At 48.6% G+C, this 23,257-nt stretch carries 19 protein-coding genes; 6 read left to right on the top strand and 13 right to left on the bottom strand.

Annotation, left to right across the window (positions count from 1 at the left end; genetic code table 11):
• Positions 1-18 precede the first annotated feature (18 nt).
• Positions 19-318, bottom strand: coding sequence for a hypothetical protein (locus ACZ5ZZ_RS17815; RefSeq protein WP_464142752.1), 300 nt, complete (start codon positions 316-318; stop codon positions 19-21).
• Between the two features lie 157 nt (positions 319-475).
• On the opposite strand from ACZ5ZZ_RS17815, the gene ACZ5ZZ_RS17820 reads away from it, so the two are divergent.
• From ACZ5ZZ_RS17820 to ACZ5ZZ_RS17840, 5 genes are read left to right on the top strand one after another with little or no spacing between them, the layout of a single operon-like run.
• Entirely contained in the window at positions 476-883 is a 408-nt protein-coding gene (locus tag ACZ5ZZ_RS17820; protein ID WP_464142754.1) for a hypothetical protein, read from the top strand.
• On the top strand, positions 867-2,411 hold the full coding sequence (locus tag ACZ5ZZ_RS17825) for a hypothetical protein (RefSeq protein ID WP_464142756.1): 1,545 nt from the start codon (positions 867-869) through the stop codon (positions 2,409-2,411). Before ACZ5ZZ_RS17820 ends, ACZ5ZZ_RS17825 begins: the two co-directional genes overlap by 17 nt.
• Before the next feature lie 52 nt (positions 2,412-2,463).
• A complete protein-coding gene (locus tag ACZ5ZZ_RS17830; protein WP_464142758.1) occupies positions 2,464-4,824 on the top strand; it encodes a helix-hairpin-helix domain-containing protein in 2,361 nt (786 codons plus the stop codon).
• A 10-nt stretch (positions 4,825-4,834) separates the two neighbouring features.
• Positions 4,835-5,275 (top strand): hypothetical protein, encoded by a 441-nt coding sequence (locus tag ACZ5ZZ_RS17835; protein ID WP_464142760.1) that lies wholly within the window; start codon positions 4,835-4,837, stop codon positions 5,273-5,275.
• Positions 5,276-5,328: 53 nt separating this feature from the next.
• Positions 5,329-6,894 (top strand): hypothetical protein, encoded by a 1,566-nt coding sequence (locus tag ACZ5ZZ_RS17840; RefSeq protein WP_464142761.1) that lies wholly within the window; start codon positions 5,329-5,331, stop codon positions 6,892-6,894.
• Between the two features lie 311 nt (positions 6,895-7,205).
• Here the strand turns inward: ACZ5ZZ_RS17840 and ACZ5ZZ_RS17845 are convergent, their stop codons facing one another.
• The 11 genes from ACZ5ZZ_RS17845 to ACZ5ZZ_RS17895 form a co-directional block, all read right to left on the bottom strand.
• Positions 7,206-10,703: a hypothetical protein gene (locus ACZ5ZZ_RS17845; RefSeq protein WP_464142763.1), complete on the bottom strand. Its 3,498-nt coding sequence runs from the start codon at positions 10,701-10,703 to the stop codon at positions 7,206-7,208.
• A gap of 83 nt (positions 10,704-10,786) precedes the next feature.
• Positions 10,787-11,083, bottom strand: a complete 297-nt coding sequence (locus tag ACZ5ZZ_RS17850) for a hypothetical protein (RefSeq protein ID WP_464142765.1) — start codon at positions 11,081-11,083, stop codon at positions 10,787-10,789.
• 41 nt (positions 11,084-11,124) lie between these two features.
• Positions 11,125-11,529 (bottom strand): hypothetical protein, encoded by a 405-nt coding sequence (locus ACZ5ZZ_RS17855; protein WP_464142767.1) that lies wholly within the window; start codon positions 11,527-11,529, stop codon positions 11,125-11,127.
• Positions 11,530-11,543: 14 nt separating this feature from the next.
• A complete protein-coding gene (locus ACZ5ZZ_RS17860; protein WP_464142769.1) occupies positions 11,544-13,790 on the bottom strand; it encodes a 3'-5' exonuclease family protein in 2,247 nt (748 codons plus the stop codon).
• 141 nt (positions 13,791-13,931) lie between these two features.
• Positions 13,932-14,462, bottom strand: a complete 531-nt coding sequence (locus tag ACZ5ZZ_RS17865) for a hypothetical protein (RefSeq protein ID WP_464142771.1) — start codon at positions 14,460-14,462, stop codon at positions 13,932-13,934.
• Positions 14,462-15,607 (bottom strand): recombinase RecA, encoded by a 1,146-nt coding sequence (recA, locus tag ACZ5ZZ_RS17870; protein WP_464142773.1) that lies wholly within the window; start codon positions 15,605-15,607, stop codon positions 14,462-14,464. The genes ACZ5ZZ_RS17865 and recA overlap by 1 nt, the downstream gene beginning before the upstream one ends.
• A gap of 73 nt (positions 15,608-15,680) precedes the next feature.
• The gene (locus tag ACZ5ZZ_RS17875) at positions 15,681-16,175 is read right to left on the bottom strand and encodes a hypothetical protein (RefSeq protein WP_464142775.1); all 495 of its coding nucleotides are present in this window, start codon (positions 16,173-16,175) and stop codon (positions 15,681-15,683) included.
• A 9-nt stretch (positions 16,176-16,184) separates the two neighbouring features.
• A complete protein-coding gene (locus ACZ5ZZ_RS17880; RefSeq protein WP_464142777.1) occupies positions 16,185-16,832 on the bottom strand; it encodes a hypothetical protein in 648 nt (215 codons plus the stop codon).
• A 9-nt stretch (positions 16,833-16,841) separates the two neighbouring features.
• Complete coding sequence (locus ACZ5ZZ_RS17885; RefSeq protein ID WP_464142779.1) at positions 16,842-17,273, bottom strand: single-stranded DNA-binding protein; 432 nt, start codon at positions 17,271-17,273, stop codon at positions 16,842-16,844.
• A gap of 94 nt (positions 17,274-17,367) precedes the next feature.
• Positions 17,368-19,428, bottom strand: a complete 2,061-nt coding sequence (locus ACZ5ZZ_RS17890) for a hypothetical protein (protein WP_464142783.1) — start codon at positions 19,426-19,428, stop codon at positions 17,368-17,370.
• A 160-nt stretch (positions 19,429-19,588) separates the two neighbouring features.
• On the bottom strand, positions 19,589-21,262 hold the full coding sequence (locus ACZ5ZZ_RS17895) for a hypothetical protein (RefSeq protein WP_464142786.1): 1,674 nt from the start codon (positions 21,260-21,262) through the stop codon (positions 19,589-19,591).
• 133 nt (positions 21,263-21,395) lie between these two features.
• Between ACZ5ZZ_RS17895 and ACZ5ZZ_RS17900 the strand changes: the two genes are divergently transcribed.
• Positions 21,396-22,736, top strand: a complete 1,341-nt coding sequence (locus tag ACZ5ZZ_RS17900) for an HD domain-containing phosphohydrolase (RefSeq protein ID WP_464142789.1) — start codon at positions 21,396-21,398, stop codon at positions 22,734-22,736.
• Here ACZ5ZZ_RS17900 and ACZ5ZZ_RS17905 read toward each other — a convergent pair.
• Entirely contained in the window at positions 22,731-23,249 is a 519-nt protein-coding gene (locus ACZ5ZZ_RS17905; protein ID WP_464142792.1) for a crossover junction endodeoxyribonuclease RuvC, read from the bottom strand. The genes ACZ5ZZ_RS17900 and ACZ5ZZ_RS17905 overlap by 6 nt on opposite strands.
• Positions 23,250-23,257: the final 8 nt, after the last annotated feature.

Consider the following 23,257-nt stretch of genomic DNA (forward strand, 5'->3'; position numbering starts at 1 on the left):
TAAATAGACTGACGATCGTTAGACCGTCAGTGAACCGCGTTTAGGACGAGCGATTTGAGTTTGTTTCTGATATGTGACTTTATGGACCCTTTTTAGGGCAATACGCTTTTCCGCACCAAGGGCAATTGCCTCAGATAAGGAGCACTTTCGTTCTTCCTGCCACAAGACCGTTTTGGTGTACGGGTGAAACACAGAAATTTGCCAACGTTCAGTCTTGTTTGATTTTTCGCCGTCGTCCTTAACACGCTTTACGTGAGACACAAGGCCAGGCGCCATCGCTTCGGGATTCAGGGTCAGACGTACAAATACTTTTGCCATAGGTTTTACAACTCCTTATCCGGAGGATGAAATTGAGATTTATATCTTTTACGGTATGAACCAAAAAGTTCCTTCATCCTCATGGTGAGCGGCTGGTGACGAGCCAATCGGGGCAACTCTGCTCGAGGCCATTTATGGCCTTACATAGGAGGCGACCATGTATCACGTTCGCATCAGAATCTTTGACAAGACTATTTCCATGAAATCTCAGAACTTTGAGGATCTTGCTGATTCCGTCTTGATAGGATTTGACCTTCAGTCTCATTCACTAAAAGCCGTGAAAGGCGTTGAAGTGAGATCTTTCCGCCTTTCGCCGTGGGTTGCCGCAAAGCTTGAAGCTTTTGAAGACTACTTGCGAGTGCATGAGCGCGAAGAGGTGCCAGTTAAAACGTTGGCCAAAGAGTATTTGGAAAAGGCTTTCCCGGAGCTCCATGAAGAGATGCGCCCAGTGTGGGAATCCGTCCTGACCCAGGGCCTTGTTCCTCGTGAATTCACAGTCGAGGTCGTTGGTCCGGAAATCATGGCTGAGGTTAAGGAGTATTTTGGTAATGCGGCTTGCGCTTAAAATTGCCATTGTCTTGGCTTTAGCATTGCCCGCCAAAGGGGAGGATCTGTTCAACGATCTCCCCGGCGGGAATCAAGATATTCACAACATGGCTGTGAAGTGCCGATCTATGTCTGGTCTTTACCACTCCATCGAGCCAATCATCTCGGTTCCGGCTGTTATCGGCTTTGAACAAAAGAAGACAGCTATCGGCGACTTTTGCGACATGGTGATGACCATGGATCAATATCACACTCGCTTAAAAGACCTTCAACAGAAGCTTCAATTGAACGACCTGACCGCGGAGCGCACCGCGCGCTATCTGGCGCTTCATGCGATGCTTTTTTCTGACAGCTACTCACCTGTTGACCCAAACAGCGCGGAAGGCACGGCGGCGGAAGCCGTAAAGAGACGAAAAAAGAGAAAGTTCGGCGCGTTTTATCGACGAACCACAGGTATTTCTTTAGAAACGGCGTCAATGTCCACAGAGACTGCCTCTCAGGCCGAACGTAACAGCGATATGATGAGCCGCCTAAGCACGCTTGCTTCTCAGCGTGCAAAGCTTCATTCAAAGCTTACCTGCAAAACTGGCGAGAATTCCCTGCTAAAGGGGAAATACGAAAGAGAGCTGGAAAGGCTCCAGGAGCAGTTCGAATACGCGGACGACCTGCGGGAATACTATTACGATCAACTTCGCGCCATCGGTTCGCAACTTGCCAGAGAGAAGAAGTTGAGCGACTACCACAAAGAGCTCAAGGTTGTTCATAAAACCGCTTTTGAGCTCATTCCGAAGGACACGACAATCTCTGAAACTACATACATCAAGAAAGAGAACAAGAAAACGGGAGAGTATGACAAAGTCCCGGTAAAGAAAGACTTCCCTATACAAACGTTCTCTGTAAAAAAGAAATCTGAAGTCATTGACGGATTCTTGGAGAAGTGGAGTCGCACATGGAGAGACGACCTTAAGGTCTACGGTGACAGCATGCTTACTCAAGCCGAAGCCATCGCTCGATACGATCGAAAGCTTAACGACACCGCCAGGAAGGACGACCCTCTTCTTCGTGCGGAATCACTGGGCAATCTTACTCAAGCTCTAGGCAAAGACAGGAACAGGAACAAACAGTTTAGCAGAAAGTACGCCATAAATCTGTTCGATGAGTACTGGGCCGGATACAGAAAGAATTTGGAGATAGTGGCAAATCTTGAGGCTGAGATGCTCACAAAAGAGAGTGAAATGCTTCGTCAACCCTTGTTCGTCACCCCTGAGCAAAGACGAGCAATTGTTCAGGCTGACCCAATTGTTTGTAAAGAGGATCTAACCCCGGCTGAAATGGACAAACTAAAAGCGTTTGATGCGGCTGCAAGCGCAGAATTTCGTCAGGTGTATCTAGAAAACCAAATGAAACGAACCAAGCTTCTGGAAGAGAATCGCGAAAGACGCGCCCGCAAAGAAGCTGACAGAAATATCATGAGCAATATCGTGAACAAGCAATCTGAAGAGGACAAGCGCGGAACATCAAGAATCCCCCGAGCGGGATCCTACTAGCGTACCAGATTGAAACAGGCCTCCGCTCTTCATCCTATGAATGGAGGCCAAAGTGCAGATTGAACGAAAATCCTTAAAGGAAATCCAGTCACGCTTTATCAGTGAACGAATCACGCCAAATATCAAGCCTTGGCTTGACTTTGAAATGTTCTACCTCAAATGCCGCTCAAACGAAGCTGATTACATGCTCTCCATGATTAAGTCCGGCAAGAAGTATAAAAATGACTGCCATTCAGCTGTCGCTTTCGTTACAGGAATGACTGATGAGGAGCCGAAGCGCAAGGTCGATACCGCCCTTGGATCTCTCCCGGATATTGATTACGACAGCTCTGGGCGAGACAAGATGGTGGAGGCCCTGATTGAGAAGTTCGGGCGTGACCGCGTTGGACTGATTGGAACCTATTCCGCACTTAAGACCAAGGGTGCCTTAAAAGATGTTTCTCGCGCACTGCTGCCGGACCATTGGGATCATAAGAATCAGCGCGCCCTTGAGCCAGAGGCGATTAACACCCTTTCCAAGGGTTTTGATATTCATAAGCGAGCTGACTTCGATAGCGAGATTCAGTACTACGAAGCGTGCCTAAAAGATAATCCGGTTTTGGCGAAATTCTTTGAAGAGTTTCCACGCGTTGACGAGGCGATCAGAAAGATTATTGGGAACAACAAGAATCGCGGAATTCACGCCTCCGGTGTGGTGATCTCCCCCATTCCGCTTATTGATATTTGCCCCATGGACTATGACGACGCTTCTAAGCTTTACGTCACGCAACCTGAAATGAAGTCGGTAGAGGCGCTCGGACTTATCAAGTTCGATTTCCTTGGCTTGACTACACTTGAGGTATTTCGCGAGTGTCTGAAGCTGATAAAGGAAAACCGAGGCTTTGACCTTGACCTTAAAAGCATCAACCTGCAAGACCAAAAGGTTCTGGCTAGATTTAATGCCGGAGAAACAGAGGGCGTTTTCCAGTACAACACGCCAACAGCAACAAAGGGTCTGACCCGTCTCTACAAGCCGATCACAACCGTTGAGGTTATGTCCATCATCACAGCCCTTTACCGCCCTGGACCGATGAACTCTGGATTGACCGATGTTTTCACTCGTCGATTCAACGGGGAAGAAGAGGTTTCTTTTGATCACCCGCTACTGGAACCAATCTTGAAGGGAACCTACGGCTTGATGGTTTATCAAGAGCAGATCATGGAAACATTCGTCAATGTCGGCGGAATGTCGGGATCTGATGGTTACAACCTGATCAAATCAATCTCCAAAAAGGATAAAGCCAAAATCGAATCCTATATGGAGAAGTTTAAGAAGGGTGCTGCCAAAAACGGCGTTCCGAGCCAAACCATTGAAAAAATCTGGGACACGATTGTGGCATTTGCGGACTACGGTTTCAACAAGTCTCACTCCATGTGTTACGCGATCACCGGTTACACGAGCATGTGGCTGAAAACGTACTACCCTCAAGAGTTTATGACGGCTTACCTTTCCTTTGCGAGTAAAGACGAATTCCAGGATTTGTACCCTGTCTGGAATGACGTAATTACTCCCCCTCAAGTGAACGCGTCCAGTAACAAGTATGTACTAAAGGACGGTAAGGCGTACATGCCAATCAGTGAAATCGCCAAGATCGGTGAAGAGGCAGCATCGAGCATCGAGAAGGCGTATCCTTTCAGGAGCTTCCAGGACTTCCTTGAGTGCGCCGACGCCTCTGATGGCGAGAGGGCAATCAAAGTAAATAAGACCGCTATGAAGAATCTGATCTTTGCTGGGTACTTTGACCCATTCATGAAGACTGGGCTGTCCACTGCACAGAAGTACGCCTCCAGGCTTGAGTATTACGAGCGCTATATTGCGTTCCAGTTCGGACTTGAACCTCGCACTCCGGAGGAGCGGGCCGCCGGCGTCGCTCTCTCTTCTCAAAAGAAGCGCCCCTCCAAGGCTTTGTTGGCTTTGGAAGCTGACTTAAACGCCATGAAGAACCAGGGCGCGCTCGGCTTGCTTCGCCATGAACTCGAGCTGATAAACATCTCCAGTTTCAATTACTACGAGTACTTCCGTGAAAAGATCCCTCAGTGGGAGGAAAAGAGAAGCGCCCCAATTCAGAGATTGGCTGATTTCGACGAAATCGGCGACGGCGAAGAATTTTCCGCAATCGCGTGTTTTAAAGAAATGCGCCTTCTGTTTGTTAAATCGGGGCCAAACAAAGGGCAGCCGTGGGCAATTATAAAGGTCATCGAAGGATCAAGAGAAGTGTCCGTATCCGTATTCTCCAAACACTTTGCTAAAGATAAGGATTTGCTCCAAACGCTCACCCCGATGACTCCGGTTATCATCATGGGGAAAAAGAACTATTGGGGAGATCCGCCTGTAGCTTCCTTGGCCTATAGCGGAATCACTATCATAAAATAAGGAGAAGAGCGTGAAGAGGTCGAAAACACATCTGATTGCAGTAATTTCAATTGCTGTCGCATTTACCCTCTCGCTTGTGTCTGCTGGCATTCTTCACAAGATCAAGGCGGACATGACCAGGTCACTGAGCGAGAGATTGAGAAATCAAATAATCCTAGCTGTGCCAGAAAGCGCGCAAATCACCTTTACCATCGAGCCCAAGATGAGCCCCTCAGGGTTCGCGGCAGTGATTTCCGGCAACGCCGAGAAAGGGCTTTCCGTTGAGGGATTTGAAGTTTGCGCCTTGATTGGCAAGTCGGAGATCTGTTCTCAATTCGGATCTGTGGAGCTCGAAGATGGAGGGTGGATCTCAGAGTCAGAGCTACAAAATGTGCGCGCGCAGATTATCGCTGCCAGCAAAATGCAGGGCTTTTCAACATCTCATAAAAGGTATGTTCTGCAAAATCTCTAAGGGGCCACAGCGCCCCTCCCGTCTATTTATCACCAGTACTTGGAGGAATTGTCGTGAAATGGTTGATCATGCCTATCTTATTGATTTCATTGAATGCCAACGCTGTTGATCTTGGCCCCTTCAAGGTCACGCAGTCGTTCTGCCAGGACATCAACAAAGTCGGAAGCGTACTCAATGCCTTTCAGATCAATCAGTGGACTGTCGCTGGCCCTCCAGCTGTTGTTATTGGAATGACCCAAAGAAGCAGCCCGCTGATGGACCTCTGTAACTTCATGACAATCCTTCGCAACGCCGATACAGCCGAAGCGATCCTTATGAGCGGAGAGAAGCTGAACTCCATTATGAAAACCGGCATGGACGAAGAGTTGAAGCTTACACGGGATACGTGGAGGCTGGCCAATTCTCAATACGACTTTAACCGCGGTCAAAGACGGGCAGCATCAATGGATGCCGCTTACACAGCCGACAAGCTTGGACGTTACGCTCTGAAGGTTAAGAAATACAACGAGAAGCGCGAAAAGAAAGAGACCGAAGAAAGAGAACGCCAAGAAAATGCCCAACAGATCAGTGAGCTGGCGAAGCTTTCAAAGGAAAGAGCAGTGCTGAAGGAAGCGTTGACCTGCCCAGGCGGCAAAAAGACGGACACGGACTTCTACAGAGTTTACGAAAACGAGCTCGACCCTCTCTTTAGAGAAAAGGCTAACCTTGAAATGGACGTAAATTTCCTAATGGGCAGAATCAAGGAAATGGGGCCTAAATTCTTGAGAAAATTCAAGGACTACAAGGAATACGACACAATGGCGGACAACTTGATGACAGATGGAGTTACCTATGACTACTCCGAGCGTCGTCGTACCGAAGAAACAACAGTTAAGACCGGCGCTCTGGATGATAAAGGTGAAGCCGTAACGAAGAAAGAGATTGTCAATAAGCCGTACCAAGTGTGGAGCGTTAAGGCGAATTCTGAACTGTTTTATAAATTCGGCTCAAAGTGGTCTGGCAAGTACATGAACTACGTGATCGACTACGCATACGACGTCCGCAATTCGGATGAGGGCAAGGCGAAATTTTCCACAGAATTCAAATCTCTTTCTTATGAATGCAACCCGGCTCGTATCGGCAGAGGTCTTGATCCAGAGAGTCCGGAAGACAGAAATCGGCTCACAGAGCAGATTGCTCAATGTAACGCCACGATCGTAATGGATAAGAAGAAAGCCATGTCTCTTCTCCCCTACTACATCGACGAGCTTCAAAAGACCTTGACCAAATTCAAGGGCGTGCAGGCGAAGTTGTGGACCTTGGAGTCGAAATATCTTGGCAGAAATCGTATCGTTTCAACCGGAATGACGGCCACGGTTAAAGAGGAAACGGTTTCGTGCAGCGACTCGCTAAGCCCGGCCGCAATGCAGGAACTGGCTTTGAAGCAGGATGCGGTGAACACCCAGCTAAACGAGAACCTGGCTCAGGAATCATATAAGCAAACCATGATTCTGGAGGAGCAAAAGCGCAAGGAGGACGCTGCCGAACAAGAGAAGATTATTCAGCAAGATATCGTCAACAAACAGCTAGAGGAAGATAAACGCGGAAGCGAGCGAATTCCTAGAGCGGGGAGTTACTAATGGACCTTGCGACATTTGCGCTTTTGGCAATAACTATTGCGGCGGCTGTAGAATCTGCCGCCAGGGCAATATGTGAAGAACACGAAGACGGTCATTTGCGCGATGATTGAATTCGTAGTCTTTGCTCTCGGAACGATACCTGTTTGCGCCTGGCTATACTCCAGATTTGATGTTGCCATGGCAATAAGATCGCTCCTCAGTGGCCACGAACCGGGCGGTAAAAGAGCGAAAGAAAAAACAAAAGCTTCACGAGGAAGCTCTCCAAAAAGTACGGCAAAATAAAACCCCTCCCTTTCGGGAGGGGTTTTCGATTACCCGGCGAACAGGATTTTACTGGTGCTGATTCTCTCGAGCAATTCCTGCTTCTCAACCAATCCGGAGCTGTCCAGATCCTTCTCCAGAACGTCGATCATTTCAAGCATCTTCTCTTTTTCGACCTGGTAGTCTCCAACCTTTGACTTAACCATCTGGTCTACCAAATTCACCATAAACTTGGCGAACGATCCAAGGTCCAGACCTTCAAAGCCGCTGAACTCAACAATGATACCTCTTCCTTTAGGGGAAGGAGCGATTCTGCGGTATCCGGAACCAAGGGCAGCCCGTATGACATGAGAGTAGGTCTCGATTGACTCGATAAGCTCTTCTTCTTTTGAGGTGCGCAGCTTATTGAATTCCGGTATCTCAATTGTCATTGATGCACTGGAGATAAGGCCCCCTTCTTGGATCCTCTTCCCAAGAGCGCCTACTACCTCGACGCCGTCTTCGCCCACAAACATGGGTGTTTTGATGTGACCACGCTTAGGGCGCCCCTTAAAGTCTTCTGCTCCATAGTCAGAACCAGCGTCTTTTAGCGATTTCTGCAATTCGCTCATGGTGTTTTTCATTCCATGCGCTGTAATTTCCATGCTCCAGGACCTCTCGGCCACCACGGGGATTTGAGTTTCAGCCAAAGCCTTCTTTTTGGCCTTGATGAGATTGTTGATTTTTGCCTGCGGCATCATCTCCCTTTCAACATACTCGGCATCCAGAGTGGCATAGATTTCACCCTCTTTGGCTTGAAGCAAGAGAGGGACACTTTCTGGACGGCGCTTGTCGCGAGCAAGGGTGATCACAGATCTTAGGTGAGAGGACATGATCAAACCGTGAACGCTTTCTACCTGGAACACCTTCATCAAGTCAGGACGTTCGGTTTCAAGCTCACCATTATACGTCCCCTTGAAAACAATCTCAACGTTCAGTGCCTTGAAGCGCTCCTTCGCCATTTCTCTTACTTCATCCAGCTCGGTATCAGCGTTCATAAGTTCCTGAGCAGTGTAATAGTCCACGCTTGGCATTACTTCATTGAAGAAGTCGACACGAGCCTCTTTGTTTTTAACCGGTGCATATCTTGTGCTTTTGGACATTTGCAGGATCGGAACCAGCATCTTCCAACCATCAACCTGAGCCTCAACAAGGGCCAGGGCTTGGGATTCGCTTTCATTAAGAAGAACGGCTCCCAAGACGTCATCTAGCAGCTCCGGGTGCGCTTGAACGATTTCTAGGGCACTTGTTCTAGAGGCTTCTCTGATGACCTCTTTTACCTGCTCAGATGAAAAGACTCCAGGTCGGTTGATCACACAGTATTTGCGGAGATCTTCCCATTCCGGACCTTTCAAGAACTCCACAAAGCCTTTGATGCTAAAGTCATTCATTTCGCGAATGACAGAATAGATCTTGCCAAATGGCATCTTGGTAAGAAGCGGGAAGAATGTTTCATGATATGCGACTGAGTGGTTGATAAAGGTCGATATCGTAGACTCGCTTAGCCAGTCCGCCATGTCCTTAACATGACGCTTGACGAATTCCGGACTGTCGATCATTTCAAGAAGGTATCCCACTGATCGAAGTGCGTCAAAAATGAAGTCTGGATCTGATCCCGCAGCGACCTGAGCAAATTCTTCGCGCTCCATTTCTCGCGCCAGGAATTGGATGCCGGCCTTTGTCTTAATTAGAGCTGACGCCACTGCGGTTCTGGTTTCGCCTTTGATTTTGTCGAACATCCATCTTCCTTCCATGACAGTTTCGGGATTGGCGACAATGTAGTCAGAGGCCACTTTAATAGCGCTTTCAGAAGAGGCTTCATCAGAAAGAATAGCGGCGGCCTGAGCGAATGTCTTCACTTGTGCCTCTCCACGACGAAGAAGTTCAACTTCAACCTCCGGAGCTTCGCCAGTCACAGTTTTGAGCAGCTTTGTTGGGATTTTTTGAAGCCTTTCGTAGTCGCGAAGAAGTGTGCCGGTGCTAAGGCCAGCCACGATCTCCTCATCCGTCAAAAGCTCTGCATCACCGCTGTTGACAGCATACCCTGCGAAAAAGGCCACTTTTTGTTCGCTCGTCATGTGGCGACGGATATCTTCGTGAACATCGGTCAGATTGAACCAAACGGATTTACGAATTTTCGGAATTCTTCCCGCCAAACGTTTGCAAATTTGCTCCGGCCATGTCTGGCCCACGATTCTCTTGGCTTCTGCCGAGTCAGCGAGTCTCATGACCGCTTTTTCAATCAGGTCCTGATCATTTGATTTCTCAATAATGAGCTTGGCGCCACTGATGGTTTTGACAGCCTTTTCAGCCAGTTCTGAGCGCTCTTCAGAAGTGAGCCCGGTAACGTTAGCCAAAACAGAAGCCACCTGAGAGTTTTCAAGGCCGCTCAAGATCTTTTCTTTTGCGTAGGCTTGAGTGTGTTTTGGAATATCGCGGAAGTTTGTGATGAGAGTGCCTACAGGTTCGATATCAACGACAGTTTCCCAAACAGCCTTTGACTCAGCTGAATTCCAAACCTCTACGGGAGCTTCCTTTCTTCTCTTAATGAGAGCGATCAAGTCTTTCTCTGACAAGAACTCCGGGAATTCCAGTTCAAGTTTTCGCTTCTTTGCAACTTCCTTGGCAGTCTTTTCAGAGATGATTTTCAATTCAAGGGCTGAGCGCAAGGCCGTTTTGGCTCGGTAGCTTTCTGTCGTTTTGATGAATGCCACCACTTCGCTCTCTGTTGGCTTAAGCAGTTTAGCTACAAATTCTTCTTCTTCCCCGACATCACCGCTAAGAATGAACTTCACCAATTCAGGGCGAGAGCTTGAACCGAGTTTGCCGGTGAGAACGACTGCATCATTGGCGGAAAGGTTTTCGTGAATCAGATTCTCTTGAGATTTGTTGAATTTTGGAGTGATGTCGCGAAGCTTGTAAGGGATCCAGTTCTGTCGGCATACGACCTGACAATAGACCTCTGCCAGCTGCTCTTCGGTCAAAGCGCCATTTAGGATCACCTCTTGTAGAAAACCGACTGAGAACTGGACATTCTTCATTTCTGGGTGATTGAACAGATACATTTGAAGGCCAGCTTCGCACGCGAGAGCCTCGATCCTTCCATGAACTTCGTCTCGATCCCCAGCTCTGGATTCCTTCATCGCCTGGATAAGGGAATCAATTCGAGCCTTCCCGTCTCGCTTTGGAAGGAATTGAGCCATGGCCAACTCACCTTCGTGAGTACTCAGAATAGCTGACATGATTTCGGGTTCACCCTTTAGGGTGTCAAACCCAGACTTTTCTAGGGTGCCGGTTGAAAGTGCGTAAATCGCGCGGGCGAGTTTTTCAGACACCGGCAGATTGACTACGTTGGCAAGAACGCCTTCAATCACCAGGACTTTATCTTTTTCGTCAGCGTCGCGACCCGAGGCAACCCCTGTTGTCATCAGTTCAATGATCTGTTCGCGCGTTAGTGTTGTGTCGATGTACTTGCGCCCATGACTGTCTCTGATCAGGAATTTTACCATAAACCCTCCGGTATGCAGATTAAATGGCCAGGAACCAGTCCTGGCCACCATCCTAAGGATGAAAGGTTTTATGGTGAGACGCCTTATTTTGAGCCGATATCCTTCCAGTCTGAAATGGCACAGCGACCGGCGTAGTAATATTCGATCATGGCCCCGGCTTTCGGAGTTTCCCCTTTGCTGTTGCTGGTTAAAGAAACCTTGCCGCAGCCCCGGATGTAAACGCTTAGAAGTCCGCCGGATCCGTCATCAGCAACCCTTCCAATTCCGCCTAACCTCTGGTTTTCAGAGGATTTCTCCAAATGCGGGATGTGGATCGTTATAGTTTGGGCCGAAACTGTGGCGGACAGTAACAGTAGGATTACGGCAATCACTTTTCTCATAACAACCTCCCGCACTCGGCCCGAGATAAATAGCCGCCCCCTCAGATAGGGAGCGGTCTCATAGCGTCTTCACCAACAGCTTGGCGACAGGCGTAGATCCAGAATTGGCCATCAATTCCAGCTTGCTGGATGTGGGTTTTAGAAAGCGGATTCTCACCTCTCAGCGCGACGCTGAACATATCCCCGAAGCTTGCTCTTTGGCGCTCCGGATCACCCTTATAGACTTTTTCCACTACCTGTCCAAGAAGCTCGCTCATGATAAACACCCACGAATGGCGAGCTTCATCAGGATGTAAGAGGCCGTCGCGATCTTCGCACACTTCCCATGCCGCCTTAAGGCGCTGATAAAGATCATCCGAGATAGAGTAACGTTTATCGCGAAACTTCATCATGATTTTTTCGATTTGTTCCATGCTTGGGTTTTGTACGTATTCTTGTGGATTCATACAAATTCCTTTCTCTAAGCCGCGTCCCGCTGCGCTTTAATTGTTTTCGTAGTCACTTTTCCAACGCCTTTGATTTGCTCGTTTCTTACTCTGAGCGTGGACATGATAAGGGCCACGTCCACCTTCACGCCGCTTTTAACCATCTTGTAGAAGTTGCGACGATTTAGGATAAACGCCTCTTTATCAGAGGATGAAATAACCTCTCCAAAAACCTCAGCCTCCTGGCCGTCGTTTCGAATGTATTTCAACCCAATGAGATCACCTCGTCCAGCATCCTGGATGGAAAGGTCAAACCCGGAGACGAACTGCGACACTGGGTCCTTCGATGCGTCAATCTGCTGAGCCATGCTTCTGCACTTTGGACCCATGGCAAAACTTACGCTCAACGCCTGCGACAAAGGTCTTCGGCAAAGAGCGCACGGCACCGATGCTACGGCGTCACCGGCCCCTACGTGGTCATCACCCCTCTGGCTCTTAGAGGCCTTAACGATGGCTTTGTTGTGAGCCTCTCGAGCCTTAAGGGGTGAAATTGTCGCACCAGCTTCTCCGGATGGCTGAACTGACGTCGGCAGAGCTTGAGTTGAAGCGCCAACACCGGGCTGAGCCGCGTCCGCAAAAACTGCCGGCAGCAGGTTTTGAGTCTCGGCAACACCGGACTCATCCGGGTTCTTCCAGTACCCGGAAACATCAATTCGATACGCCTCTGGGATTTCAAACCCTTTGTATGCTTCGGGGGCCGCCTCTTTCAAAAGAGCCAGAGTTCCGTAAACAGCCATCTTGGTGTCTTCGGTTTCGCCATCGAGTTTCGCCAGCGCGGTCTTCATGTCGTCGACCATTGCCAGGGGATGCTTCATATCTTTGAATTCTTTGGACTCAGGAAGCTGCGCCAAGAAATCTTTGTGGTCGTTCTCAAAACCACGATCTTTCAAGAATTTCTTTAAGCCCTTCATGTCTGTGTTGATCTCTTCATAGAAGCCCTCACCATCCTCGACCCAATCAAGGCTTGCGCGATACTCCCCGGAAGGGTGAAGCGCAACCTTGAGTTTTGAGGTAGGCTTGTTAGAAGTTGCAACAACAACCCCTTTGTCGGGAGCAATCAGTCGCGACCAGCTCTCGTGACCCTCGGCCTCCGCAAGTCTTTCTGCCTTTGTCAGCACTGTCTTGGCAGAGATTTTGTCGCCGCCAAATTTATCCTGAAGCTCAGCGTAGCACTTTTCGTATTCGGCCTTTTTATCTTTTGCGCCAACCATGCGCTTCGAGACCGCTTGAATGAGCTCGAAGTTGCGGGTGTCCTCGTCAAAGACGCCTTCTTTTTCATTTTTGGAGGATTGCATCTTTTTAACGCTGTCGTTCTCCCAGACCTGAATCATGTCTTTCTGAGTGTCGTAATAAGCGTTCAAGCTGTACTTGGAGTCATCGACAACGGGCTCCTCGCCAAGGATTGTGTCGTAATTGAAAGTTCTGATAGCGCTTTCAGTAAGCCCGCCATTTTTGCGAATGTCATCCTCATCAAGAGCGATGATTTTCTGATAGTCAGGATCATTGTGAAGAATCTTGATGTGGCGACGTTTAATCCCGGAGGAAGATGAGCAGGAAATAATCTGCTTCACCTCGCCCGGCTCAAAAGAGCTGACGTCAGTTGACGGAACGTTTTTGGTGCCAAGGGCACGTTCCATAAGAAGGGGGTACACTTGGCTCGATACAACGGCGTCGGCAAGTGAGTCGTGGGCCATTCCTTCAAATTTCACACCCAACTCGGCAGCTACATCACCAAGCGCAGCGGAACTTTTGCCGAACTTGTTCTTAGTCTTTGTCTCAAAAAGTCCGGCAGCAATTAGGTTCCTTGCCACTTTAACGGTGTCCCTGGTCCCGCGAGAGAACAAGTCCGACATTTTGCGGCCACTGCGATTGAGCTGAATGCCGAGGAACTTGTTATCAAACCCTGTGATATTGTGACCGGCCAGGATCGGTTTTTTTCGCCCAACAGTGTATTTTTTTGCAAGGCTCTCAATCTCGGCCATAAGCTGGTTTTCAGTAACGGCGGACTTCCGATACTCAGCAGAAAAAGGGTTGATTTTGTTGATGGTCAAGGCGTAAGGATTTGGAATGAGACCGTGCTTTAGGCGCACGTTGAATTTGCGACGCTCAATCTCATTTCCCTCGGTGTCTTTTACGACAACGGCAAAACTCAAAGTTTGGTCTTCCTTCTCCTGAGTCCCTGTCGTCTCTTTATCGAACCAAAATACGTATTGATCTTTCATTTCAATCCTCCGGGGATGACGAGCAGTAAATGGCCAGCCACATTTTCAGGATGAAAAACGCATGATTATTGGCGAGGAGGGGGGAGGAGTCCTCATTCATATCATTTACGGTATGTCTCAACCCGTCTTTGACGAAGGCGATCAGCCGCCTTTTTGGCCCTTTAAATGCTTGTAGTAGGAAAGAATCTGCCCCAGGTGCGCTGACAAAGCCTCAACCTCCTCCAAGGTCACCAGTTCGACGTGAACGCCTAACTGAGCCCAGATCTGAACCTTGAGATCATCCTTCCCGTAGTCCGCCTCAACTGCGAGGTTTGACGGGCCTTTCAAGCATAGATTCTTTGGTTTTACAGGAACGCGGTTTTCCACCGGAGATTGCTCCTTTCCGACCCAGATGAGACCCTTGAATTCATCAAAAGCCCACCCTTTGTATCTCAGAACCCGCTCCACCCGCGGGAATTCTTGGCACAGTTTCCACCAGCCTTTATCGTGCTGGAATCTGTGGTGTTTACGGCAAAGCTCAATGACGCCCTCCATGACGTCATCGCCGCCAGCGCCCTTGCCCTTGATGTGGGCCGGGTCGCAACCCCAAGCTCGGCACGCTACGCACTGCTGAGCATGAAACGTGTCCAGGACCTTTCTGTCTTTAACACGTTTTGGCTTAGGGACCTGCATTAAGCAGCTCCCTTTTTGCCTTTCTTCTCGGCCTTAGACTGCTCTCGCTGAGCCTCTTCTTGTGAGATCTCAGTGGAGTCGGACTTTTGCCCCTTTTGGATCAACGTATTGGACATGTCCTTCTTTTTTGCCACGATCTGGTCTTCGATCTCTTTTGCAATATGAGGATTAGACTCGAGGTATTCACGAGCCTGTTCCGCCCCTTGACCCATGCGCTCTTGCTTGTAGGAGTACCAAGCGCCGGATTTCTCAATAATGCCGGCCAACACGCCAAGGTCACGGATCTCAGATTCTCTCACGATGCCTCGATTGAACATCAAGTCGACTTCAACCTTAGCAAACGGCGGAGCCATTTTATTCTTCACAACCTTGACGGTTGTCTTTGAACCTGTCGCAATAGCATCATCACCTGATCCGGACTTGATAGGAGAACCGCGGCGCACCTCAAGACGCACAGAGGAGTAGAACTTCAAAGCGTTACCGCCCGTGGTTGTCTCAGGGTTTCCGAACATAACGCCGATCTTCATGCGGATTTGATTGATGAAAATCACCATCGTGTTCGACTTGTTGATCGCAGCAGTGAGTTTTCTCATTGCCTGAGACATCATGCGGGCTTGCAAGCCGACATGGCTGTCGCCCATATCACCCTCGATTTCAGCGCGAGGAACAAGGGCAGCAACTGAGTCAACTACGATAACGTCAACCGCTCCAGATCTCACCAAAGCCTCAGTGATCTCAAGCGCTTGTTCGCCAGTATCTGGCTGCGTGAACAGCATGGCAGGAACGTTTACGCCAAGTTTTGCGGCATAAGTGACATCAAGGGCGTGCTCAGCATCAATAAAAGCCACGGTGCCGCCAATTTTCTGAGCTTGTGCGATCGTCTGCAAAGCGATCGTTGTCTTACCAGAGGATTCAGGCCCATAGATCTCTACAATTCGCCCTTTTGGAAGCCCGCCAATACCGATGGCAAGATCCAGAGCCAGTGACCCCGTACTAATTGCCTCCGCTTTTGGCAACTCAACCGAGCCATCAAGTCTCATAATGGTGTTTTTACCGAACTGCTTCTCGATTGACGCCAAAGCATCGTTCAAGGCTTTTGTTTTCTGCGCTTCTCTCTCTGTCTGCTGCACTTGTTCTTTAGACATAAGTCCTCCTACTGTTTATAAAATCGTTTGTTCGTATAAGTGCTGTCCGCCATCGGGCCGCACGTTTATTTTTTTAGAATCCGCTCAACCGCTTTTCGGCTGCCTTGCGGTAGTTGACCTCATCCGCCATCAGCGAATCGCAGTACTTGTCCACGATGCGAGAGAAGGCTTTCAGCTTCTCAATGGCAACTTTTAGATCCTTCAGCTCTGGATTTGAAAGAATCACAGACTCCCTGAGATCTGATGTGATTTTGGTGAACCCTTTGTTTTCGATGATGCGGTCGGCTTTGCCGAGGCGAATCTCAGACTCGAAATACTTCGCGTCCTGGCTTGCATCCGCAACAGCCATGAATGAGGCCTCCATAAGCTTAAAGCCTGCCTTTTTAAGGGATGCAAAAGCAAACATGGTTTCTTCGGCGTCAACCTCACCGGTGCGCTCGTTAACCACGGTAGGGTCTGTGTCTCGAAGTTTGGTGTAAGCCTTCTTTACGCGCAGAAGTCTGGCGTTGTAGACTTTTGTTTTGCGGCGAATTTCTTTAAAAACATCAACACTAGATACAGTCGTCATTTAAAGCTCCTATTTTGAAAGTTGTCGAGGTAGCTTGCCTTTACCATTCAAATACTTCACAAGTTCAACCATGTCGGTTCTTCCCATGACATGATGAACATCCGTAAGAGCAGGCATTGCCAACAGTGCCTTTCTCACATCTTCCCCAAGCGAATGAGGCTCTTCCTTGACTGTTGCCGTCCACTCCGTGCTTAGAGGGGATGAATATCGGGCGACCTCAATTATCGACCCACCTTGCAGGGCCAACGGGTTTTTCCCTTTTTGTATCGCCTTTAACACTGACCCTGGCTCGCCACTTGGCGTCCCCCACATCTGAAAGTACAGGGCCATGGAGGTAGACAGTATCCGAAGTCTGCTTCCGGCCCAGCGATAGTAAAAAACCCTCAAGCTTGCCTGAGAGACGCTTCTTAAGCCGCTCTTATATGCGTCACATAGCGCGCAGTTCTTTCCGTTACACTTCACCACGTCTGTCCACTTCTCAATCTTCACGAAGTGAACAAAGGCTTTGTGATACGGGAACAGATCTGGCTCACGCTCTCTGGCGTCGATTAAGCGCACTTTATGCACGCCTTCTTCGTCCAGAGTAGTAACTGGAGCCACTTTGTGCGGCTCCAGAATATCCATTTTTAAGCTCTCAAGAAATTCGTCGATTCTCATCTTTCAAGCCTAGAAAGGAATGTCGTCGCTTCCAGAGAAGCTCGGCTCGGGGCCGAAATCTTGGAAACTGTAGTTGTCATCCCCTTGATCATCACCAGATCTTGATTCGTTTCTAGGCGAAGAGCGCGGCAACATCTTCATAGTGTCGGCAATCACTTCCGTCACATATTTTTTCTGACCATCTCTCTCGTAAGAGCGATGAGACAGTTTGCCCTCAAGGTACACAAGCTGACCTTTTTCAAGGAACTTCCCTGCGACCTCAGCCACCTTCCCGTACAAAACCACACGGTGCCACTCCGTGCGCTCGTGATCTTTCCTCTGGGCGTCTTTCCATTTCTCCGTAGTTGCAACACTGAGAATACAGACCGACTTTCCACCGTTTGTTTGTCTTGTCTCGGGGTCAGAACCCAGGCGCCCGAGCAGCGTAACTTTATTGACCATAGCGGCCTCCTTTACAATTATGATTCTACACTTACATTATATACCGTGCTAATAATCTCATTTTGGTTGTATCAATTTCATACCATTATGAAGATTATATACCGTCTAAGGGATTTAGTTTCTTTTCAATCGCTTCTCCGGCCACACAATCTAGGATGAAACGATCCATTTGCTCTTTCGTGTAGTCGTTAGCGTCCAGATACTTGCCTTCCTCGTTTTTCACTTTCGGGAGCTCAAGCACCTTAACAAATTCAAAATGCAGAGAGAGCTTCTTGCGTAACGTCTCGGTCAGAGGTTCTTTGGCGTTCTTTCCAGCAATATTGGCATCCGGGTCAAAGGCGATTACCACTTTGGTCGTTTTAGGAAGACGTAAAAGGAGCTCAATCTGCTCGTCTGAAACGTGAACCCCAAAAGTTGCACATGAGCGATCAAGGCCACAGTTGTAGGCATTCAAAATACTCTCTGTCAGCACTACCAACTCAGAATCTCTGACGTGGTCCAGGTTCCAAATAGAGAACCTTCTGAATGGACCGGTAGAATTGCGAGTCTTTAGGTAAGGCCTTTTCTCAATTGATCTGCCAATCAGGCCAACAACGCGACTTCCCTTTCGGATCGGCCAGATCACGCGATTAACATACCCAGCGTACTCGTTTGCTTCATCGAGCATCATCCCGCTTCTGGTAAGTTCGGCACGAACCTTCCTGAAGTCTGGCTCAGCAATAGCCAGAATTTCAGTCTTTGAGATATCGTCCGGCGAAAGACCGCGCACTTTCGTCAGATAACGATAGTGCTCAGGGTGCTTATCCTCATTCAGGCGCTCAAAACACTTGGGAAGCTTTAAGACCTTGAGGTCTTCCTCCTGTACCGATTCTTCCTCCTCGAAAAGGAAGTCAAAGAACTTCTCTTTGTGTTTCACCTCGTTAAGCTCAGCCGCTGTCAATTCCGAACGACCGTAAACAATCTTCGTGGCCTCCGGGAAAGACACGCCAGCGATCAACATCACAAGACCTACCGGCCCACCCATGCAATGGTCAGTGTTATCTGCACGGCAGTTGTGACAGATATAAAGACCGCTCTTCAGCTCGATATAGAATTTCTTACTCTTCTTACACATAGGGCAAGAGTCGAGGGTAACGTGAGTGCCGCCCGACGCTTTGGTACACGCATGTCCGTGACTTTTAAGGAAATTCTGAACGTTTAATTTCATGGCAACGACCTTTCTCACAACTCCGTGAGGGCGAAAGATATCCAGGTACTTTGGCAAAAAATCGCCGTTATTCGACGACTTAAGGATTCTGGCCAGAGCTCTGATGTAAGGAGCAATCAGATTGGCTTCCTTTTTTGAGATAAGGTTCGAGGGAACGTCATTCCCAAGTTTCTCAACTATAATTTCGCGCACGTCGTACGGAAGGTGTTTCAGCCACTGAACAACAGTGTCGTGATCCTCACTTGTCTCCGGGGAGGTGTGCGGCTGAAATCCATCCTCAATCTCGAAATTCGTCTCAGACACCCCGTCAACCGGGTTGTCGACCTTGGCTCTCAAGGTTGCAATCTCAGACCCGAGCTCTTCCGAGCGAGCAAAGAGATCCTGCATCCGGGATAAAACGGAAGCTTGCTCATGGGACAGTTTCTTGCCTTTGCCGGCAATCTTTGCGGCTTTCTCGGCAGCCGGCCCGATAAGAGACTGCTCCTTCAGGTTCTCGTCCAGCTCCTTCTCTCTCTGCTCGAGCCTCTTCTTGATAGCGTTCAGGTCTTCCGCGCCAACCAGCCTTCTCTGTCGTTTTCGGTTATCCTGAGCAGCCCAATTCACCCTTCCTTGCGCCCACGCAAGAAAGTACCAGGCGAGGGTCTTGGGCTGGTCTTTCCCCGGCACATCCTTGTCGCCAATGGCGCCGCATTTTGACTTGTCGAACTTGGACAAAATGTTGTGCAAAAAGATGACAGCCTCACTCTTGAGGTCGTTGATCTCGTCGCCGTTAAGCTGCTTTGAGCTGATGATTCTGCTGACGTAAGCGCTTTCAATCCGGCTGTGAAGCTTATCAAACAGCTCCATGCGCTCCGCCTCGGTAAGAGGTTCCACAGGGGCTTTGTCCATTTCTGGATCAAATGAGCGTGTAAATCCGTTGTAAAGACTTAAAAATGAATCATCAGCCACAGCAAAGGCCCTCCACCAATAAGGATGAAGAGCAGCGTTTGATATATACTTTTTAAAGTATGGAGCAGGAAAGGAACCGGAAATTAGCTATTTGCAGATCATCAAGCAAAATTCAGTTTTTCCCGAAAAAGCGAGGCCGGAGACCGGCCTCATTGTGGGTTTAGTAAATGTGGCGAATTGTGTTCCCGCTCAAGCGCTCGTTATTGATCTCCATGTTGTTGTCCTGGATCGTAGTTGCTGCCTTCAGGGCATCAATCAGGGTCTTTAAACCTGTGACATTTTCGTATTCAGCTGCATGATCAAACACTGTGAAGGTCTTCTCCGCAGTAAATGGAGCCCACTCATTTGTGGCAGAGCTATCGCCACAGTTCGATCCGCCGTTTGTGCGATTGGACCAGGTGCTCGTGTTCGGATCTTTGATCTGAACCTTAAAGCATCCGGACACTTTGAACTTCACGCTTCTGATTCCATAGAAGGAACCCAAGTAGTTTTTAGCAGCGTCGTACTTGTCGTAAGAGAACACGCGGAACCAGGTGTCTTCGAGACTTCTGTTGAGAGGGTTATTCGAAGGGTCGATCAACACTTCGTGCCCAAGATCAGGGTGACAGATGGCCAGGAGCTTCCCGGAAGAAGCGTTCTGATCAATCAGGGGCTCTTTCTGCCATGGAGCCCATGCTTTATTCTCCTCAAGCAAGCAGTGCGGCTTCAGTGGGTAGTGAAGACCCTTGATATTTGGATCCTGCGCCACATAACGAGTGTTAGGAGTAAAGTCGAGAGACAGCGTGATGTTGAAGTTCTTGCCGCCTGGGAACAACGCTCGAGAGAACACTTTTCCATTCTGATCAAGAAGGACGTTGTCCAAATAAACCTTGTGCTTAAAATCATTGTAAGAGTCCAGGGTGATCTTCGTCGTGTAGAAAGAGTGACCGCGGGCCGGAACAATTGTTTGAGTCAACTTGAAGAGGTCAAAGTTGATTGGCATCTCAACGAAAAGTTCCTGCTCCAGCTCGATTTTCAAGTCATCCTTGAAAATGATTTGCACGTCGTAGTCGGAAACCTCTCCACTTCCGGAGGCGCGATCAACCAAGGTGACGAACTTGAAGTCGTCGTTGGGCTGCGTTCCGGTTTGGTCTTTCTTGTACTTCAACCAGCGGTTCTTGAGGTTGTATCCAAGAACGTCAGAGGCAAAAGTTACCTGATAGTCGATATTTGGCACCGTGACGGTTGTAAGAACCTCGACCTGTTTTGCCATTCCGTTCTTCCCGCCCAGGGAGCCTGTAATGGTGAAAATGTTTTTATAGGTCGTGCCAATCCCGGCGCCCGGAGTCAGAAGCTTTTGATTGAACATCTCGTTGATGAAGGGAATGTACGCGTAATCGCCGGATTTGATGGCCTCGCCGATTTGCTTATGGAGCTCGTTTCCTTCGCTGTCGATCTTGCGATACTGGAACGCATACCGAACTTCCGGTTTTGCCATGATCTTGATGTATGGAACGATGTTTTTCCCCCCGCTTGCTTTCAGGGCTTCAGCATCAATGACTGATTTCAGGGCCTCGGCTGGGGCGGAAGATGCCGCATTTGCGTAAAGAGGGATAGTGTCCTCGACCTTGTTTCCGGAAACGCGGACTGATTTCCACTTATCTTCATTCTGATCATAGAAAGAGGCTTCGGCAAACTCAATTGCCAGCTGAGAGGCATCCACATTGACACCGGAGCCTGTCTTACAGGCTGAACTTCCGCTGTTCGCAATATCCGCACACGGGTCTTCGGTCTGAGTGCATCCTGCGTAAAACACAGCGGCCAGAACTAAGATCAAATGCCAAAATCTGTTCATAACCCCTCCATCATAATGGGCACCCTATAAATAGACGGGCGCCGTCCCAGGCCTCCAAATCATCCTGGCACCTCATTTCATCCTAAATATGCAATAGGCTCTCGTTCCTATTTATCGCCTACGCGGGGTAGCTATGTGGTTGATTGACCTGGTATCGGTTTCCAAAAATGAGGCATTCCTTAAAAGGGTTGAGTTTATCAAAAACGAATTCTCTTTTGAGTCTAAGACATTTGCTGACGTTGATGAGTTTTATGATGCCGAAGAGACCCTTAAGAGAGCGAAGTGCATACTGCTGGACTGTATCTATCGGACCCCTTTTGAAATCGCTGGTTTGGTGCAGACGTGCCGCCATGTCGCTGACAAATCCTATATTATTGTCGTGACCGGCTCTCGTCTTCTGGAAGACGAAGCCAAGAATATCCACAAATCCGGGACATCTTTGATCGTGACTGAAGAGGACTTCTTTAACTCCAGCAAGGTGGAGTTTGTCACAAGTCAAATTGTCCGGACCACTTTTGTGCCGCTGAAAGTGAAAGATCTTGTGGCGGGGACCGCGATTGACTTCACGGTCCACCACTTGCTGCCACAAAATAAGAAATTTCTCAAAATTGCAAAACCAGGAACTGTAGTTTCGCAGGAGTTTATAAATAAATTCTCCACTATAAATGAGCTATACGTTCACCGGAACGAGGCGGAGGGTTTGATTGAGTACACCAAAACAGTCTCGGGCAGTGAGGAGGACTCTGTTCTCAGAGCGTGCAGAGCGCAATTTCTTAAGCTCAAACACGGGTTTACAGAGCTTGTACTCTTGGTCAGCGACCAAACTTCAGCAGCGAACTTTGACGCAGGAAAGGCTCTTTTTGAGAAGATAAACTCCTACGTGATTGATTTAAGTAACACACTCATAAAACTTGACGACCCTTGGACAATAATCAATAACTCAAATATCGACGATTACGGATCTTTGGAAAGAGGACCCGCCATCGCCGCATACGCATCTGTGATTGCGAGTAAACTGAAACACCCTAATGTTCGTGACGTTATGTTGGGAGCCCTGCTTTCAGATATTGGGATTCTTTGGCTTTCTCCAAGGACGTCTTCCAAAATTAGAAAGCATGCTTTAGAAAAGCTGCATGCTGAGGAAATTATGGAATTTCATAAGCACCCGATCTATAGTTTGAATCAGTGCCTGTCTAGGAAAATGCCCCTCTCAGAGGAAGTAAAAAATGCTATACTTCAATCACATGAGCGAGCTGACAGACAGGGCTTCCCGCATCGCCCGATGCCGGAAAAGCTGAGCAGATCGGCCCTCATCATTCGACTCTCACAAGAGTTAGATGAAAAAATGCAAATCACGATCGGCGAAGGCAGAAAGACCGCGCAAGAAGTCAAAAAGGAGTTTTTCGCCGGCATCTTGAACGACACAAAGGGATACCCAGTGTCGTTCATTCTGGACGTCATGGCCGTTCTATAAAATAACCCGCCTTTTTTGGAATTCTCGCAGCGAGGGCGGCAGAGAGGAAATGATTTGTTCTCTGTATCGAGCCAGACAAAAGGCATCATTGACGTTATGGTCGTCAAATACGACCCCAAATTGAGCCCGCACCGCGGACAGCATGTCTTCTTTTTTGGCGTCCCCGCGGCCAGCGACCACTTTTTTCAAGGTTGTCGGAGGGACTTCTAAAAATGGTATATTATTCTGAATCAGAAATAGCCTCACAGCCCCGCCAAGTTCTCCCAATGAGACAACAGCGCGACCTTTTGAGCCAAACGAGTACCCTTCAATTACCGCCTCTAAATTGCTGTATTCAGTCACTATTTTGTTTATGCGCGCAATTATATAGAGGATTCTGTCCATACCTTTTAGTTTATTTCGCGCATTTGTATTCAGAATCACAACTTCGTGATGTAGTATTTCATTATCGGGAGATAGAAGCACAATGCCTGACCCGTTTAGGCTTAGGTCTAGCCCGAGCACATTTTTCATGGACTCCT

It is taken from the genome of Bdellovibrio sp. HM001 (assembly GCF_055397275.1).

Excerpts from the sequence above, each read along its gene's own strand:
- ACZ5ZZ_RS17815 (WP_464142752.1), bottom strand. The coding sequence starts at position 318 with ATGGCAAAAGTATTTGTACGTCTGACCCTGAATCCCGAAGCGATGGCG.
- ACZ5ZZ_RS17820 (WP_464142754.1), top strand. The coding sequence starts at position 476 with ATGTATCACGTTCGCATCAGAATCTTTGACAAGACTATTTCCATGAAA.
- ACZ5ZZ_RS17825 (WP_464142756.1), top strand. The coding sequence starts at position 867 with ATGCGGCTTGCGCTTAAAATTGCCATTGTCTTGGCTTTAGCATTGCCC.
- ACZ5ZZ_RS17845 (WP_464142763.1), bottom strand. The coding sequence starts at position 10,703 with ATGGTAAAATTCCTGATCAGAGACAGTCATGGGCGCAAGTACATCGAC.
- ACZ5ZZ_RS17850 (WP_464142765.1), bottom strand. The coding sequence starts at position 11,083 with ATGAGAAAAGTGATTGCCGTAATCCTACTGTTACTGTCCGCCACAGTT.
- ACZ5ZZ_RS17855 (WP_464142767.1), bottom strand. The coding sequence starts at position 11,529 with ATGAATCCACAAGAATACGTACAAAACCCAAGCATGGAACAAATCGAA.
- ACZ5ZZ_RS17860 (WP_464142769.1), bottom strand. The coding sequence starts at position 13,790 with ATGAAAGATCAATACGTATTTTGGTTCGATAAAGAGACGACAGGGACT.
- ACZ5ZZ_RS17865 (WP_464142771.1), bottom strand. The coding sequence starts at position 14,462 with ATGCAGGTCCCTAAGCCAAAACGTGTTAAAGACAGAAAGGTCCTGGAC.
- recA (WP_464142773.1), bottom strand. The coding sequence starts at position 15,607 with ATGTCTAAAGAACAAGTGCAGCAGACAGAGAGAGAAGCGCAGAAAACA.
- ACZ5ZZ_RS17875 (WP_464142775.1), bottom strand. The coding sequence starts at position 16,175 with ATGACGACTGTATCTAGTGTTGATGTTTTTAAAGAAATTCGCCGCAAA.
- ACZ5ZZ_RS17880 (WP_464142777.1), bottom strand. The coding sequence starts at position 16,832 with ATGAGAATCGACGAATTTCTTGAGAGCTTAAAAATGGATATTCTGGAG.
- ACZ5ZZ_RS17885 (WP_464142779.1), bottom strand. The coding sequence starts at position 17,273 with ATGGTCAATAAAGTTACGCTGCTCGGGCGCCTGGGTTCTGACCCCGAG.
- ACZ5ZZ_RS17895 (WP_464142786.1), bottom strand. The coding sequence starts at position 21,262 with ATGAACAGATTTTGGCATTTGATCTTAGTTCTGGCCGCTGTGTTTTAC.
- ACZ5ZZ_RS17900 (WP_464142789.1), top strand. The coding sequence starts at position 21,396 with ATGTGGTTGATTGACCTGGTATCGGTTTCCAAAAATGAGGCATTCCTT.
- ACZ5ZZ_RS17905 (WP_464142792.1), bottom strand. The coding sequence starts at position 23,249 with ATGAAAAATGTGCTCGGGCTAGACCTAAGCCTAAACGGGTCAGGCATT.